Origin of the sequence: Arthrobacter sp. 8AJ (assembly GCF_902506025.1) — a bacterium.
Classification (GTDB): Bacteria; Actinomycetota; Actinomycetes; order Actinomycetales; family Micrococcaceae; genus Arthrobacter.
Window position 1 is genome coordinate 1,095,815 of sequence record NZ_LR733289.1, and the last position, 14,454, is coordinate 1,110,268.

The following is a 14,454-nucleotide window of genomic DNA, read 5'->3' on the forward strand; positions in this document are numbered from 1 at the left end:
CTCAAGAGTTTCGGACTGACTGAGGGACGTGCGGTGGTGACGGGAGCCGCGTCACCACGTGGTGGCGTGCCGCCAAAAGAGGGTGTATTCGGGCTGGCTCCAGTGCCGCTTGTAGAGCGTCCAGCCGACGGCGATAAGGACGAAGTCAGCGGCCCCCAGGATCAGGTAGCTGGCCGAGTGCAGCGAGGTGCCGATCAGGTGGACTCCGCCGGCGAAGGCTGCGATGCACACGGCCAGGTGCACGGCGCCGAGGATCTGGGGCGTGACTTTCTCCCCGATGAAGTCCAGCTCGTAGTTCAGGAGCGTGAGCATCATGAAGGACCACGAGGCCAGCGCGGCGGCAACCGTCAGTAACGTGTTGGCCGGGTCCAGGCCGGACACTGCCAGCGACACCGAGAGGGTCAGCAGCCCGGCGATCGCTCCGGTGAGGACCACCGATCGGTCCAGGACGCGGACCAGCCGGCTGGAGCTGCCCTTCAGGACGCTGACCGGGGCGGTGGCGATGTCGTGGTGCAGCCTGCCGAGGGCCCGGTCCACGCCGGGTGCCAGGTGGACGAAGTAGAAGTTGTAGGCGATGACTGCCGGGAGCATGGCCGCGAAAACAGCCACAACCTGGAACGCGCCGCCGGTCACCAGGAACAGCGCATACTTGTCAGCCCAGAGGACCGCGCCCATGAGCAGGCCGCGGACCAGGTCAGCACCGAACACCCGTGCGCCCAGGTGCTTGGTGATGCCCAGGTGGCGCAGGCCCGAGCGCATGGCAACGAGCTGCGTGGCGGTTCCGACCACCGGCGGCAGCCACCAGGCGGCAGGAGCGAGGAACAGTGCGGCCGCGTAGCCGGACCAGGCGGCAGCCCACAAGCCGCGGCGGTTGGCCACGTTGGCCAGCACCAGAGACTGCACGAACAGCAGGTGCAGGACGCACAGGACCACGTAGTGCATCATGGCGTCCCAGGACCAGCCGGTGGCCAGCCACAGGGGAACCGCGAACACCGCAACGAGGGGCAGGGACTGGACGAACATCAGCGGCCAGTGCTGGCAGAACCGGCGGGTGATCTCCCCGAGATTGCGCTCGGCCATGAGGTCACCGAGCACGCGGTAGATGGGCAGGCACGCAGCCTGGGCCAGCCACGGCACGGTGACCGACGATGCCAAGACCACGTAGGTCAGCGGCACCCCTGCAACATTGATGCCGGCCATGGCGGGACTCACCAGCGGGTAGACGGCGTTCAGCAGGAGCACCGGGGACAGGTACAGGAGCAGGGCCGCGCCCAGGCGTTCCTGCGAACCGCCTGCGGCCTGCTGGTCTGCCTTGGAGATCCGGGGCGTGACGATGAGCGCTACCGCCAGCAGCAGGGGAAGCACTGCCGCCGCCAGGACCAGGACGGGTGAGCCGCCGGTAAGGAACCTGCTGCCGAACGGCACCATGGCGGACAAGGCCAGGCCCACAACAACGAACACGAACATTTGGCGGGCATAGGTGTCTTGCAGCAGATGTTTCAGTGACGTCATGTCTTCCTTCGGGCGGCAGGCGGGAGCTGCGAAACCTGTTGCCCCGGGAACACGCGCGGCTGGTCGGCCGCGCCCAGGGCAGCGGGTGACGCCAGCGTCGTGAAGCGTAAGGGGTGTGGATGGTGGCCAGGAGCTGGGGGGCCGACGGCGACTGGGGGGATGCGCCCTGGTCTCAGGAGGGCACACACCGCCGCCGGCCCCGGTAGAACCCGGGTGGACCCCTGCGGGGCAACCCGGAAGCTTTTGGGTGCGTAGGAACGCGTTCCGCTCCAGGGAGGAGCGGCCCGGACATGACACTAAAGGCCCTACATCAAGAACTGACCATTGAATCGATTAATAAACATCCAATGATTTGAGTAAAGGTCCTTAAGGCTTGCTGAAGAATAAAAGCGCCGCCTTAAGGAGTCGCCGCAGGCGCGGAACGTCCTATCCTGATACCTCCGGCAGCGACGTGCAACCGCAAAGGATCCCTGGAGTGCTCGACGGACAAAGTGCAGGTGTCAGCATAGGGGCATTGGTGGCGGTGGCCGCCGCCCTGTACATCGTGATTGTGCTGCGCCGCAGGAAGTGAGGAGCCGGCGTCGCCCAACCTGGGGCGTGCCGCCGTCGTCCGTTGGGTAGGTGCGGGGGCTTGCCGGGCGTGCCCCGCCGGCAACCTGCCCTTGGAATTGGGTAGCCGGCTGCGCCGGTCGGGTGCCCGCAACCCTTCTGCGGGGTTCCGCCAGCGGGGTACCGTGGTTGCTGCCGGATGATGGCGCCCCGGCAGCACATCATATTTTGGGACATCGGCCGGAAAAGCCCAGGGCGCGCCCGTGTTCCTGAATGGCTCACCCTGCAGTCATCGGGTGGACTGCAGGGTGACCGGTTCCGCTGAAACTCGGTGCACCTGTGGCACGTGACGGCGCCTGGTGATGTGGCATGGCGCCCGGTGTGTTGTGTGGGGGCCGGCGGCTTTTTTCGGATCGACGCTGATCCTTGGCCTCCGCCGCCGGCCCCTGGCCTGTGGTTCACGTGGAGTGGGTGCCTGGCGACGCCACTGGTGGTGCCGCCAGGCGTCCGAGACCATCGGCGTTAGCCGACGGTGGGCGGTACTGGGCCCAGCACCCAGTTGCAGCAAGGCTGCATTCCGTCCCTTCGGCATCACTTTGCCCGGCCTGCCTCAAGGGAGGGCTTGGATCCGCTCAAGAATCCATCAAGGTAGCCCCACGTTCCTCAAGGCCGCCGACGCGGTAGGAGCCGTGCAGGTATGGCGGCGATCTGTAGTGAAGTATCAATTACTGGTCACATCCGCGGAGCGGGCGCCTACCGTTCTTTCATGCTGAAAATCGTGAAGCAGATCCTGCGATCCAAGCCAAAGTGCCGGTATTGCGGGATGGCCCTGCCCCCATCTCCATCCGCGGCATTTTGCTCCCGCCACTGCTATGACGGCTTCCAATACTGGGGCGGCGGTTCTGCCCACGGATAGGTGGCATCCTCTTGCGCCCCGGAACTGTCAGAAACCTGAAGTTCCCCAGTTGCCCGGTCCAGGTACGGCCGTGTTGCCCGCCATGTCAGCGAGGTTCGACGACGGCGTGTAGGAGGGCTGTCCCGCGGTCACATTCTGCAGGGTGCTGCCGTTGGCGGAGTTCCCGAGCTTGATGGTGAACGTCTTCGCAGTGGGGTTCCACGTAAGAGTGGACGCCCCACCGGATCCGTTGGCGTTGGGCCCAAATGTGGCTGTTCCCGAAACGTAGTTGCCCCCCAGCGAGATGCTGCCGATGCTGAGTCCCGTGCAGTCTGCCGTTGAGAAGCTGAGCGTGTCGTTCAGGGTGTTGTCAGTCAGCGTTGCGATGCCGTTGAAGGTGGTGGCACCGCTGGTGCTGGTGCAGAATTTCGCCGGATCCAGGGCCTCGGAGTATGTGATGGTTAGGGTGTCGCCCTTGTCCGCCGAATACTGCTTCGGCCCGCCGTTGGTGAGGACAACGCCCGTGACGGACGGCGCGGTGGTGTCCTTGGTGACAGTGGCGCTGACAGAAGCGGTGTTGCCCGCAGCGTCACCCGTAGTGGCTGTGACCGTCACCGTGACGATTGGATTGCTTGTTGAGGTGTCCCGGAGGCTGGAGAGGTCCAGTGCGGGTGTGGTCCAGGCGGAGCCCGATGCGGTTGCCGGGACGCCCGTGGCCGAGTCGGTGACCGTGAGGTTCACGGTGGAACCGGAATCGGTGGTGCCGCTGACCGGGTAGTTTTTCACGTTGCCCGAAAAGATCGTCGGCAGGGAATTGAGCTTTAGGGACAGCACGGTGTCCTTAGTGTCCGATGCAGTGACAGCGCTACTGGTGTTGCCCGCAGGGTCGGTGACGTTGATGGTGTAGGTGATTGCTCCTTGGCCCAGGGTTCCAAGGTTCAGGTTCAGGTACCAGGCGCCCGTTCCGGAAGCAGTGGCGGTGCCCGTGACAGGGGTGGTGCCGGCGGTGTCGGTGGCGCTTACGGTCACCGTAGACCCGGCTTCGGCGCTGCCGGTGACGGGAACGGATAAGACGTTGCCGGTGTAGACGTAGGTGGGCACGCCCACACTGGCAGCCGGGGACGGGGCGACGGTGTCCTTCGCGCTCGTGGCCGTGTTGGCGGTCCCTGTGTTGCCTGCGGCATCCGTGGCGGTTGCCGAGTAGGTAACGGTGCCCTGGTCCAGGCCGGTCAGGTCAACTTTGACGGACCAGGAGCCCAGCGTAGCGGTGGCCGTCGCCAGCACTGAATGCCCGGCGCCATCTCTGGCTACGAGGTTGACCGTGGTCCCTGCTTCGGCGGTGCCGCTGACCGTCACCCCGGAAACCGTCGCCTGGCTTACGTAGGCGGGAACGGTGGAGAAGGCAGGAGCAGCCGGCGCCTGGGTATCGATCTTGACCGTCTGGCTCTGCGCGGACCCGGCGTTGCCAACCTTGTCCGTCGCGAAGTAGGACACCGTGTGCGTACCCTCTCCCATGACCGGAATGGTGGCAGCGGCCGCGCTGACCGTCTGCTGCGCGCCGCCGTCGACCACGTAGGTAATGGAGGCGACGCCGGAACCGGACGTCCCGTCGTCGGCCGTGATGGTTACGGTGACGGGGCTGGTGTTGTTCCAGCCGGCTGCGTTAGGGGTGGGCGAAACTGTGGCTGAGGCAGTCGGCGCAATGGCATCGCTGCTGACGCCGTTGCTGCGCGGGCTCTCGGCTCCGGTCCAGAGCGCGATGGCCGGGGTGACGGTGTAGTACCAGGTGCCGCCCGGGACGTTCTGCTCGGTGCAGGTGAGCGTGGTGACGGTTCCCGCGCAGCCGCCCGTGGCCGGGATGGCGGTCCCGCCGGTGGCAACTGAGTAGCGGGCAACGGTGTAGCCGGTGGCGGGACGGCCGTTGACGGTGGTCCCGTTGGCCCAGGTGACGGAGAGTGCGGCTCCGCTGGCGGTGACCGAGGGCTTGGAACCGGGTGAGAGCGTGTCGGCTGCGGCGGCTGCGTTGTTGCTGCTGGTGGTGGAGGCCCAGAACGCGTAGGCCGCGGTGCCCGTGCCGAGCAGGAGCAGGACCGCGGTGATGATCCAGGCCAGCCTGCGGGACGGGCGGCGGCCGGTGAAGAGGGACGCGTTGCGGATGGCGAGGCTCATTTCCGGACCTCCGCTGTGACGGGGAGGTTGAATGTTGCGCCCTGGCAGGCTGCGAGCGAGGTGGTATCCATGGCGGCCGCTCCGGGGAGGGTGATGAGTGCTGACGAATTAGCGGGAACGTATGTGGCGGGAGACAGCGGCGCGGCGGTCCCGGTAAAGCTGACGCCGGTGGTGGTGCAGCCGGGGTGCGACGCGTCGGCCACCGCGGGGCCGTTGCCGGTCACGCTGTACACCTGCACCGAGTACGGGTTGGGGTTGGTCAGGCGGAGGACGACGTCGGCGCTGCCGCCAGGATAGAGAGCCGTCCTGGGGTGGTCGCCGGCGACGAGGGCGTCCACGGTGACGGCCTGCATGGTGGCGGCGGCCGCGGATCCCGCCCCTGTCCCGGACGCAGTCCAGTAGGCGTAGGCGGTTCCGGCGCCGGCGGTGGCCAGGAGCCCGGCGAGGGCAGCTGCCCTGAGGCCCCGGCCTCTGCTGGTGTTGGTCATCTCAGTTCCCCTGTCCTGATCCTGAGTAGCTGAGCTGGAGGGTGGCGCCTTTGCAGCCGTCCTGGTTGGTGGACGTATCCAGCATTCCCACCCGCGGCCAGGCAGTCTGCGCGACGTTGAGCCCCTGGAGCGAACCGCCCGTGGCCGGTATGGCCAGCGGGTAGGGGCCGCTGTACTGGGTGACGGTGAAGTCGGCCGGCGTGCAGGGCAGGTTGCTCGCCACGGCGGCCGCGCTCCGGGTGACGCCCGTGACGGCGACCGAGAGGTTGGTGAGCGACAGCGGCTTGTTGACGGGGTTGCTGATCTGCAGGTTCAGTCCGGCCGACGTGCCGGGGGACAGGGTTCCGGGGACGTTCCCGGTGATGCCGAACTGTTTGATGGTGGAGTCCAGGACCAACTGGACATTCGCGTAGGCGTACTGCGCCTTCCCGGAGGAGTCCTTGCCGGTGCCCACCAGGTACAGGCTGGAGGTTCCGGTGGGGGAGGCGCTGGTGGTGGCCACCTGGAGAGTGGTGGAGGTCCCGGTGGCCGGGTTGGGCGAGAACGACGCCGTTGCTCCCGCCGGAAGTCCGCCCAGGACGCTGAAGGTGACGGGGCCGGTGAAGTTGTTGCGGCTGAGCTGCAGCGTGTAGACGGCGGTGGCGCCCGGCGGCATGCTTACCGAGTCCGGGGTGGCTGTCATCGAGAACGAGCTGGAGATCTTGTAGTTCACCGTGAGGCTGGCCGTCACGCTGCCGGAGACCTTGCCGCTTGCCGCGGTGATGGTGATTGAGCTGGTTCCCGCCGGCGTGGTCGCGGCGGTGGTGGCGTTCAGGGTGGCCGTTGCGCTGCTGCCGGAGTTGAGGGTGACGGACGACGGCGTGAAGGCGCCCGTTGCCCCGGCCGGAAGTCCCGCGGCGGCCAGGCTGACGGCGCCGCTGAAGCCTCCGGTGGAGGTCAGGGTCACCGTGTAGGAGGCCGACTGGCCCTGCTGGACGGACTGGCTTGCGGGGGAGACCTGCACCGTAATGCCGGGCTTTGGATTGTTTGCCGCCGCGATCAGCGATCCGGCACCCGCCAGCAGCAGCACCAGCGCCACCAGCGCTGCCTTGATACCGATCCGCCTGCGACGCCGCGCATGCCCGTCCTGCTCGTGCACCCTGTGCCCCTCTTTCTTCGGTGCAAATGACGGCAAGCCGGGGGCGGATTCGCACCGCCCCCGGCCCGCTCGCTTAGTTAGTTGCTGGCGACAGTCACCGTGATGGTGGCGTTCTTGCAAGCATCCTGGTTGACGGCAGGATCGTCATTGAGGGTCAGGGTTCCGGTGCCGAGGGCCGTGCCGTCTGCATTGCCGAGCACCGTGGTGGTGCCGGTCGGGGCGGTGGCCGAGAACCAAGCGGGCAGGCAGGCATCAGAGCTGGTGGTGACCACAGGCTTCGCCAGCGTCACCGGAGTGCTGCTGCTGTTCGGGTTGGTGGCTGTGTAGGTGATGCCCTTCGGGGTGCCGGGGGCAACGCCCGGTGCTACCGTCACGTTGATCGTGATGGGAGAGGTGCCCTGCGAGGCTGCGGCTGAACCATTACCGCCACCCGTGGTGCTCCAGTAGGCGTACGCTGCACCGCCGCCAACGGCCACCAGGGCGGCGGAAGCGGCAACAGCGGCGATCTTGTTCTTCTTGGTCATCTTGCGCATGGAGAAGCTCCTTGAATGTGTGATTGAGAACCCGTTCCCCCATTGGTGGCTCCATCCAGGTGCCTTCCGGTGGATCGATGACCCAATATTTGTCGGAGCCAAATAGGCGCAACAACAGGTACCGGTACCCGAGTTTCTGAAACCTCAAGAAGCCGGGTACTCGGTAAGCGCTGCCACTACCTGCGTTCTCCGAGCTGCGTTGCCGTGGAAGTTTCTCGGCGCACCGTGAAGGCTCAAGGCGAAAAGGGGCAACCCAAGTAGTAGTCCCCGCTGACTTCGGGTACTGCTATGGAGCGCTCACATTGAGGAAATCTTGCGTACCTGGAACATCAAATGCGGGAATAAGTACTGCGCTGGGCGCTGAATTTCCTACCGCGTATCCACGTCCTCGAACACCAGGAACGTCTGCGTATCGAGCACGCCAGGCATGGACTGAAGCTGGTCGAAGATGACCCGGCGGAGGTCGATGTTGTCCACGGCCCGGACCAGCAGGATGACGTCGAAGTCGCCGCCCACCAGCGCGATGTGGTGCACCTCCGGGATGGCGCCCAGCTGATCGCGGAGCTCGCGCCAGGAATCCTGCTTCAGCTTCAGCGTCACGTAGGCCGAGGATTTCAGCCCCGCCTTGATGGGATCCACCAGCGCCGTGAATCGCGTCAGCACCCCGTCCCCGGTCAGCCGGGCAATCCGCGAGTACGCATGCGCCCGCGAGATGTGAACGTTTTCCGCCACTTGAGTGACGGACATCCGGCCGTCCCGGGTGAGCTCGGCAATGATGCGGCGGTCAATCTCATCCAGCTCCGCCGGCTCCGCCTGGCCGTCCTTCGAAGCCACCTGGTCCACCGTCCCCGCAATTCGGTCCGCTTCTACATATTGTCTTTCAGTGTAGGCACTTCTGTGCACAGGTGTGGCAATCTCCGAGAAACCCCGTACGAATCGTAAACAGCAGGACTCTGACACCGCCCCGGGACGTGGGAGCGCTGCGCAGCCTACGAGTAACGGCTGGGCATCCCCACCGTGCTGCGGTCTAACGTGTCCTAAGAAGACGCCAGCGGCTGAATTTTGCTGGCCCCTTCACAATTCCGTTTTGACCTGACACAACTCAGGGCCTCCTTGGTCGTCAAAGGAATTGCCATTCATAATCTTGCCTAGCTGTTACACCTAACGGGGGAACGAAATGATCGAAAATCCTGGTCCGGGAGGCCTGCTGCCGCTGGGGATGGAGACCGTTCCCCTACCGCAAAACCGCAGGCAACGGAGATGGCCATATGTACTAACCATCGTGGTTTTGTCGGTCGCTGTCCTCGGATTTGGTGCAGCGTACGCGTACAGCACCAATTCGGCCGAACAGTGGAGAGCGACGGCCGATAAGACGACGCGTAGTCTGACGTCGATGACCGCCGAGCGGGATGCGTTGTCAGCGAAGAATGCTGATCTGAACAAACAACTGAATGATTCCAACAGCAAGCTGAATGACACCAAGAACCAGCTCAGCGACACCAATGCCCGGATCCGCTCGCTGGCAAATGAGAAGGCTCAGATCGGGGACAACGCTGCATTCCTGACGGAGGTAGTTGCCGCCTCCCAAAACGTCAGTTCAAAGATGTCGACGTGCATAGCAGACCTGAAGAAACTCCAGAGCTATTTGGTCAACTTCACCGCCTACGAACAGGCTTCACTGATCAGTTTCGTCCAGGGTGTGAACTCGGAGTGCAACGCTGCACAGGCTGACAGTGACAGCCTCACACGGACTATTCAGAGTCTGAGGTGATAGCGGCAAGAGTGCGCGCCACGTCTACCGGACTGCTCTGTTTGCTGGCTCTATCCGGATGCGGGTTGGCCCCTGTCCCACCGCCGCCCGCAGCAAGCTCGGCACGATCGGTGGCTCCGGCGCAGTCGATGGCTGCTGCAACCACAAGCACGCCAAGTCCTGAAGCTACTCTGTCGGGGTTCAGCACCTTTGAACGGGCCGCACTGCGAGTGCGGAATATCGGGTGCGGAGGGGTTTCGCGCGGGTCGGGCTTCGCGATTGCCGATCGTGTTTTTGTGACGAACAGGCACGTCGTCAGCGGTGCGACCGTTCTGCAGGTGAGCACTTACGACGGAAGGGACATCACGGTCAACGCGGTCGGCGCAGTCGTAGTCGCCGATCTGGCGCTTGTTTGGACGAAGGAGTCGTTGCCTGCCACGCTGCAATTGGCCTCCGCAAACCCGCTTCCGGGTGCGGAGGTGACGGCAGTCGGATACCCGTTGGGCGGAGAGCTGACCACCACCAGCGGTAAAGTGCTTCGGTACGGCAATGATCCTCTGGGCTCCTCCCCGTTTCAAATGATGTACAACAGCGCCCCTATCGAGCACGGCAGCTCAGGCAGCCCCTTAGTGGACAAGGCGGGGAAACTGGTCGGTGTGGCCTACGCAGGAGGGGGCGGCCAATACATTGCGGTGCCAGTTGAGACCCTGTCGCAAGTTCTGCGTGATCCGTCCAAGTTCTCAAATCAAACGTCCTGCGACTGAGTAGGCCGCCGTCCCTCACCGCTGACGCCAGGCCACGCTGCAAGGCACGGGTGCGCTCCAGCACCCGCTCCCTGGCGGTGTTGTAACAGGGGCGAAGATATGGGAGTGACTGCCTAGCTTAGGCTCTCGAAGACCAATGTCGCTTGGATTCGGTCTCCGCCTCCAAGTCCCTTACTGCCGCTGCTGGAAGTAGTAATTGTGTGCAAGCGGTAGCCCTTAGCGGCTTGGTCGTTGATGGTCTTCTCGAGTGAGGTCAGGTTGCCTGACCCGGTTCCCCAGAGCTTTTCTTTGAGTATCACTTGCAGGACGACATAGTGCATGACACTGGTTCCTTCCATAGCTTCTGAGACCCGGGCAGGTGCCCGATGACTTGGTGCGCTCCTCGAAGCGTAGGCGAGGACGTGGACGAAAAGTGGGCGGCGTGCCGTCCAGTGTGTAGCGACGCCCACGCTTCTTCATGACTCGCACGTTCTCCTGTGCGAACGGAATTGGGTCTGCGGACAGGAAGATGCGAGTCGAAGTTGATCACCCGCGTGGCCCAGAGAACTTCCGGCCCGGCATTTTGTCCACAACTCCCGTCGGTAATCCACGTCACAGTTACAAATCGTCTCCCATAGTAGGCAGTTCTGAGCAGCTTCTCCACGATTCGCGCAGGTGCTGGATACGAAACCTGCGTCAGGACAATACTGGGAGGGAATAGTGGCTACCGAAGGACGGACCAATGACGATCTCCGCAGACCACACCGCGCCGGACACCACCAGCACCGCAGCGCCAGACAATGCGCTGACGGAAGCTGTGAAGAAGTTCGGCATCACGGTGGAGGACTACATGCTCCCCGCCCGGCACCAGATCCAGATGGTGGACCCGGACGGCCGGCTCAAGGCCGGCAGCGAGCAGGGCACCCAGCCCGGCCACGAATACCCCGTGCCCGGCGACAAGGAACTGCTCGCCGCGTACGAACAACTCGTCGTCGGCCGCCGCGTCAACGACCAGAACTCCGCCCTGGTCCGGCAGGGCCGCATGGCCGTCTACCCCTCCAGCCACGGCCAGGAAGCGTGCCAGGTGGCCGCCGCCCTGTGCCTGTCCGACGGCGACTGGATGTTCCCCACCTACCGCGACGCCGTGGCCGTGATGACCCGCGGCGTGGACCCCGTCCAGGTGATGACCATCTTCCGCGGTGACTGGCACGGCGGGTACGACCCCCTCAAGTACAAGGTGGGCATCCAGTGCACCCCGCTGACCACCCAGCTGCTGCACGCCGTCGGTGTTGCCCACGCCGCCAAGCTGCGCGGTGAGGACACCGTGGTGCTGGCCATGTGCGGCGACGGCGCCACCAGCGAAGGCGACTTCCACGAAGCCCTCAACTTCGCCGCCGTCTTCCACCTGCCGGTCATCTTCTTCGTCCAGAACAACAAGTACGCCATTTCGGTGCCGCTGGCACACCAGTCCGTGGCGCCGTCGCTCGCGCACAAGGCCGTGGGCTACGGCATGGCGGGCGAACGCGTGGACGGCAACGACGTTGTTGCACTCCTCGCCGTCCTGGACCGCGCCGTGAAACTCGCCCGGGAAGGCTCCGGCCCCCTGCTGGTGGAGGCCAACACGTACCGCATGCAGGCCCACACCAATGCCGATGACGACACCCGATACCGGGAAAGCGCCGAGGTTGCGGAGTGGCGGGCCAAGGACCCCGTGAACAGGATGCGCACCTACCTGACGGACCGTGGGCTGCTGGACGACGACGGCGAGGCGAGGATCGCTGCGCACGCTGAGGCGGTTGCCGCGCAGCTGCGCGAGGGCCTCGGCGAGGACGTGCCCGTGGACCCGCAGGAGCTCTTCCGCCACGTGTTCGCCGTGCAGACCCCGCAGCTGAAGGAACAATCCGCCATGCTCGCCGATGAGCTGGCCCGCGACGCAGCAGGCACTGACTCGAAGGAGGCCGGCAAGTGAGCCCCACCATCACCACCTCATCCGAGGCCAACGGCAACGTTTCCGCCGCCACCGCCCATGCGGCCGCCTCGGCAGCGGCGTCCGCGGAGGCCGCCGGCCCGCAGCCGGTCACCATGGCCAAGGCCCTCAACACGGCGCTCGCCGACGCCATGTCCGCGGACTCCTCAGTCCTGGTGTTCGGCGAGGACGTAGGGCTCCTGGGCGGCGTCTTCCGCATCACCGACGGCCTCACCGCCACGTTCGGCGAGCAGCGCTGCTTCGACACCCCGCTGGCCGAGTCCGGGATCGTGGGTATGGCTGTTGGGATGGCCATCAACGGCATGCGGCCCGTCATCGAGATGCAGTTTGACGCGTTCGCCTACCCGGCGTTCGAGCAGATCGTCAGCCACGTGGCCAAGATGCACAACCGTACCCGCGGCATGGTCAAGCTGCCCATGGTGATCCGGATTCCGTACGGCGGCGGGATCGGGGGAGTGGAGCACCACTGCGACTCCTCCGAGTCGTACTACGCCCACACCGCCGGGCTGAAGGTCTACACCCCGGCCACCGTGGCGGACGGCTACCGCATGCTCCGCGAGGCCATCGACTCCGACGATCCGGTGGTCTTCATGGAGCCGAAGAAGATGTACTGGACCAAGGACTCCGTGGACTTGGGTGAGCTGCGGCGCCTTCATGAGGAAGGTACGACGGCGGGACGCACCTCGGAGGGGAGGGCCGCCGTCGCGCGTCCCGGCACTGACGCGACGCTGATTGCGTACGGTCCGTCCGTGCCTACTGCTTTGGCTGCCGCCGAGGCGGCGGCGTTGGAGGGGCGCTCGCTGGAAGTGATCGATGTGCGGACCATCGTCCCGTTCGATGATGAGACCGTATGCGAATCGGTGCGCAAGACCGGCCGGGCCGTGGTGATCGCGGAGGCGCATGGCTTTGCGTCCGTGTCATCCGAGATTGTGGCCCGGGTGCAGGAGCGCTGCTTCCACTACCTGGCTGCACCGATCCGCCGCGTGACCGGGTTCGACGTCCCGTACCCGGCGCCCAAACTCGAGAAGTACTACCTGCCCGGCGTGGACCGCATCCTCGACGCCGTTGACGACCTTCAGTGGGAGAACTGACCATGAGCGAACCACGCGTATTTTTGCTGCCGGACCTGGGTGAGGGCCTCACCGAGGCTGAACTGGTGGCCTGGCATGTCTCTGTTGGGGATGAGATCGCCGTCGACCAGCCGATCGCCGAGGTGGAAACCGCCAAGTCCGCGGTGGAGGTGCCGTCCCCGTATGCCGGGATTGTGGCCGAGCTGCACGGGAAGCCGGGGGAGACCCTGGACGTAGGGAAGCCGCTGATCTCGGTCACACCCCTGGGCGCCGACGCTCCGGTGACCGCCGCGGACGATGCCGCCCCCGCCCCTTCGCCGGACAGCATTCGTCCTGCGGACGATGCTGCCGGCTCCGACAGCGGCACCGGACTTCCCAATGCTCGCAAGCTCGCATCGGGTCCCTCGTCCGGTTCCTTCGATGCCACTCCCGGGGCGGCGTCATCCGCGTCGGCTGAGGCGGAAACGTACCGGGAGGAAGAAAAAGCTGGATCTGGAAATGTTTTGATCGGGTATGGAACTCCCGGCGGCCATGGCCAGGCGCGGCGCACCCGTGCCCGGAAGTCTTCCGTGGCCGTGGCTGAGCCTGCGGAGTCCACCCCGGTCAGCCTGTCCAAGGAAGACGAGCTCGCGCTCCTGCGTACCCGGGTGCCCGGAAAGCTTGGCGCCGTGATCTCTCCGCTGGTCCGTCGGATGGCGCGGGAGCACGGGGTGGATCTGGGGGACATTTCGGGTTCCGGTGACAGCGGGCTGATCATGCGCCGTGACGTGGAGGCCGCCCTGCGGACCACCGCGCCGGCGGCTGCGCCCGCGGCAGCACCGGAAGCCGAGCCGGTTGAAGCGCCTGTGGAAGCACCGGTGCGTCCTGCTGAGTCCGCTGAAGCCCAGGGCCGCGACGCGCGGACGGGCCTTGCCGTCGCGGCCCGCACGCCTGTCCGCGGCGTGCGCAAGGCCGTTGCCGCGAACATGGCCCGCAGCCGGTCCGAGATTCCGGAAGCAACGGTGTGGGTGGACGTGGACGCCACGGCCCTGATGGAGCTGCGCGAGGGGCTGAAAGCCAGCGGTGTGGAGGTCCCGGGTTTGTTGGCTTTCATCGCCCGGTTCGTCACGGCGGGGTTGAAGAAGTATCCGGAACTGAACACCCGGATTGAGACTGCCGACGACGGGTCGCAGGAGATCGTGGCCTTCGACGGGATCAACCTGGGTTTTGCGGCGCAGACCGACCGCGGCCTGGTGGTGCCTTCCGTGCGCGGGGCGGAGAAGCTCAGCGCAAGGGAGCTGGATGCGGAGATCCGCCGGCTCACGCAGGTGGCGCGCGACGGCAAGGCGACCCCGGCTGAGCTGGGCAGCGGAACGTTCACGCTGAACAACTACGGCGTGTTCGGCGTCGACGGCTCAGCGGCGATCATCAACCACCCTGAGGTTGGGATCCTCGGCGTGGGCCGGATCATCGACAAGCCGTGGGTGGTCAACGGGGAGCTGGCCGTCCGCAAGGTCACCGAGCTGACCCTGACCTTCGACCACCGGGTATGCGACGGCGGCACGGCCGGGGGCTTCCTCCGCTTCGTGGCCGACGCCATCGAAAACCCCACGTCCCTCCTGGCGGACATCTAGCCCGCCC

11 protein-coding genes are annotated in these 14,454 nt (G+C 65.6%); 5 read left to right on the forward strand and 6 right to left on the reverse strand.

What is annotated here, in order from left to right; all coding sequences use genetic code 11:
• Positions 1-51 precede the first annotated feature (51 nt).
• From BACI349Y_RS05070 to BACI349Y_RS05095, 6 genes are all read right to left on the reverse strand, one after another.
• Positions 52-1,512 (reverse strand): hypothetical protein, encoded by a 1,461-nt coding sequence (locus tag BACI349Y_RS05070; protein ID WP_236560733.1) that lies wholly within the window; start codon positions 1,510-1,512, stop codon positions 52-54.
• Between the two features lie 1,492 nt (positions 1,513-3,004).
• Positions 3,005-5,125, reverse strand: a complete 2,121-nt coding sequence (locus BACI349Y_RS05075; RefSeq protein WP_159631029.1) for a beta strand repeat-containing protein — start codon at positions 5,123-5,125, stop codon at positions 3,005-3,007.
• A complete protein-coding gene (locus BACI349Y_RS05080; protein WP_159631031.1) occupies positions 5,122-5,613 on the reverse strand; it encodes a hypothetical protein in 492 nt (163 codons plus the stop codon). Before BACI349Y_RS05080 ends, BACI349Y_RS05075 begins: the two co-directional genes overlap by 4 nt.
• Before the next feature lies 1 nt (position 5,614).
• Entirely contained in the window at positions 5,615-6,751 is a 1,137-nt protein-coding gene (locus BACI349Y_RS05085; RefSeq protein WP_159631033.1) for a COG1470 family protein, read from the reverse strand.
• A gap of 77 nt (positions 6,752-6,828) precedes the next feature.
• On the reverse strand, positions 6,829-7,284 hold the full coding sequence (locus tag BACI349Y_RS05090; protein WP_159631035.1) for a hypothetical protein: 456 nt from the start codon (positions 7,282-7,284) through the stop codon (positions 6,829-6,831).
• A gap of 369 nt (positions 7,285-7,653) precedes the next feature.
• Complete coding sequence (locus BACI349Y_RS05095; protein ID WP_159631037.1) at positions 7,654-8,118, reverse strand: Lrp/AsnC family transcriptional regulator; 465 nt, start codon at positions 8,116-8,118, stop codon at positions 7,654-7,656.
• A gap of 343 nt (positions 8,119-8,461) precedes the next feature.
• Here BACI349Y_RS05095 and BACI349Y_RS05100 point away from each other — a divergent pair, with 343 nt between their 5' ends.
• The 5 genes from BACI349Y_RS05100 to BACI349Y_RS05120 all read left to right on the forward strand — a co-directional run bounded on the left by BACI349Y_RS05100 (position 8,462) and on the right by BACI349Y_RS05120 (position 14,447).
• Complete coding sequence (locus BACI349Y_RS05100) at positions 8,462-9,055, forward strand: hypothetical protein (RefSeq protein ID WP_159631039.1); 594 nt, start codon at positions 8,462-8,464, stop codon at positions 9,053-9,055.
• 128 nt (positions 9,056-9,183) lie between these two features.
• Positions 9,184-9,798 (forward strand): S1 family peptidase, encoded by a 615-nt coding sequence (locus BACI349Y_RS05105; RefSeq protein WP_159631041.1) that lies wholly within the window; start codon positions 9,184-9,186, stop codon positions 9,796-9,798.
• A gap of 721 nt (positions 9,799-10,519) precedes the next feature.
• Positions 10,520-11,746, forward strand: a complete 1,227-nt coding sequence (gene pdhA, locus BACI349Y_RS05110; protein WP_159631045.1) for a pyruvate dehydrogenase (acetyl-transferring) E1 component subunit alpha — start codon at positions 10,520-10,522, stop codon at positions 11,744-11,746.
• Complete coding sequence (locus BACI349Y_RS05115) at positions 11,743-12,855, forward strand: alpha-ketoacid dehydrogenase subunit beta (protein WP_159631047.1); 1,113 nt, start codon at positions 11,743-11,745, stop codon at positions 12,853-12,855. The genes pdhA and BACI349Y_RS05115 overlap by 4 nt, the downstream gene beginning before the upstream one ends.
• Before the next feature lie 2 nt (positions 12,856-12,857).
• Positions 12,858-14,447 carry a dihydrolipoamide acetyltransferase family protein gene (locus BACI349Y_RS05120; RefSeq protein WP_159631049.1) on the forward strand — a complete coding sequence of 530 codons (1,590 nt, stop codon included), beginning with the start codon at positions 12,858-12,860 and terminating at the stop codon, positions 14,445-14,447.
• Positions 14,448-14,454: the final 7 nt, after the last annotated feature.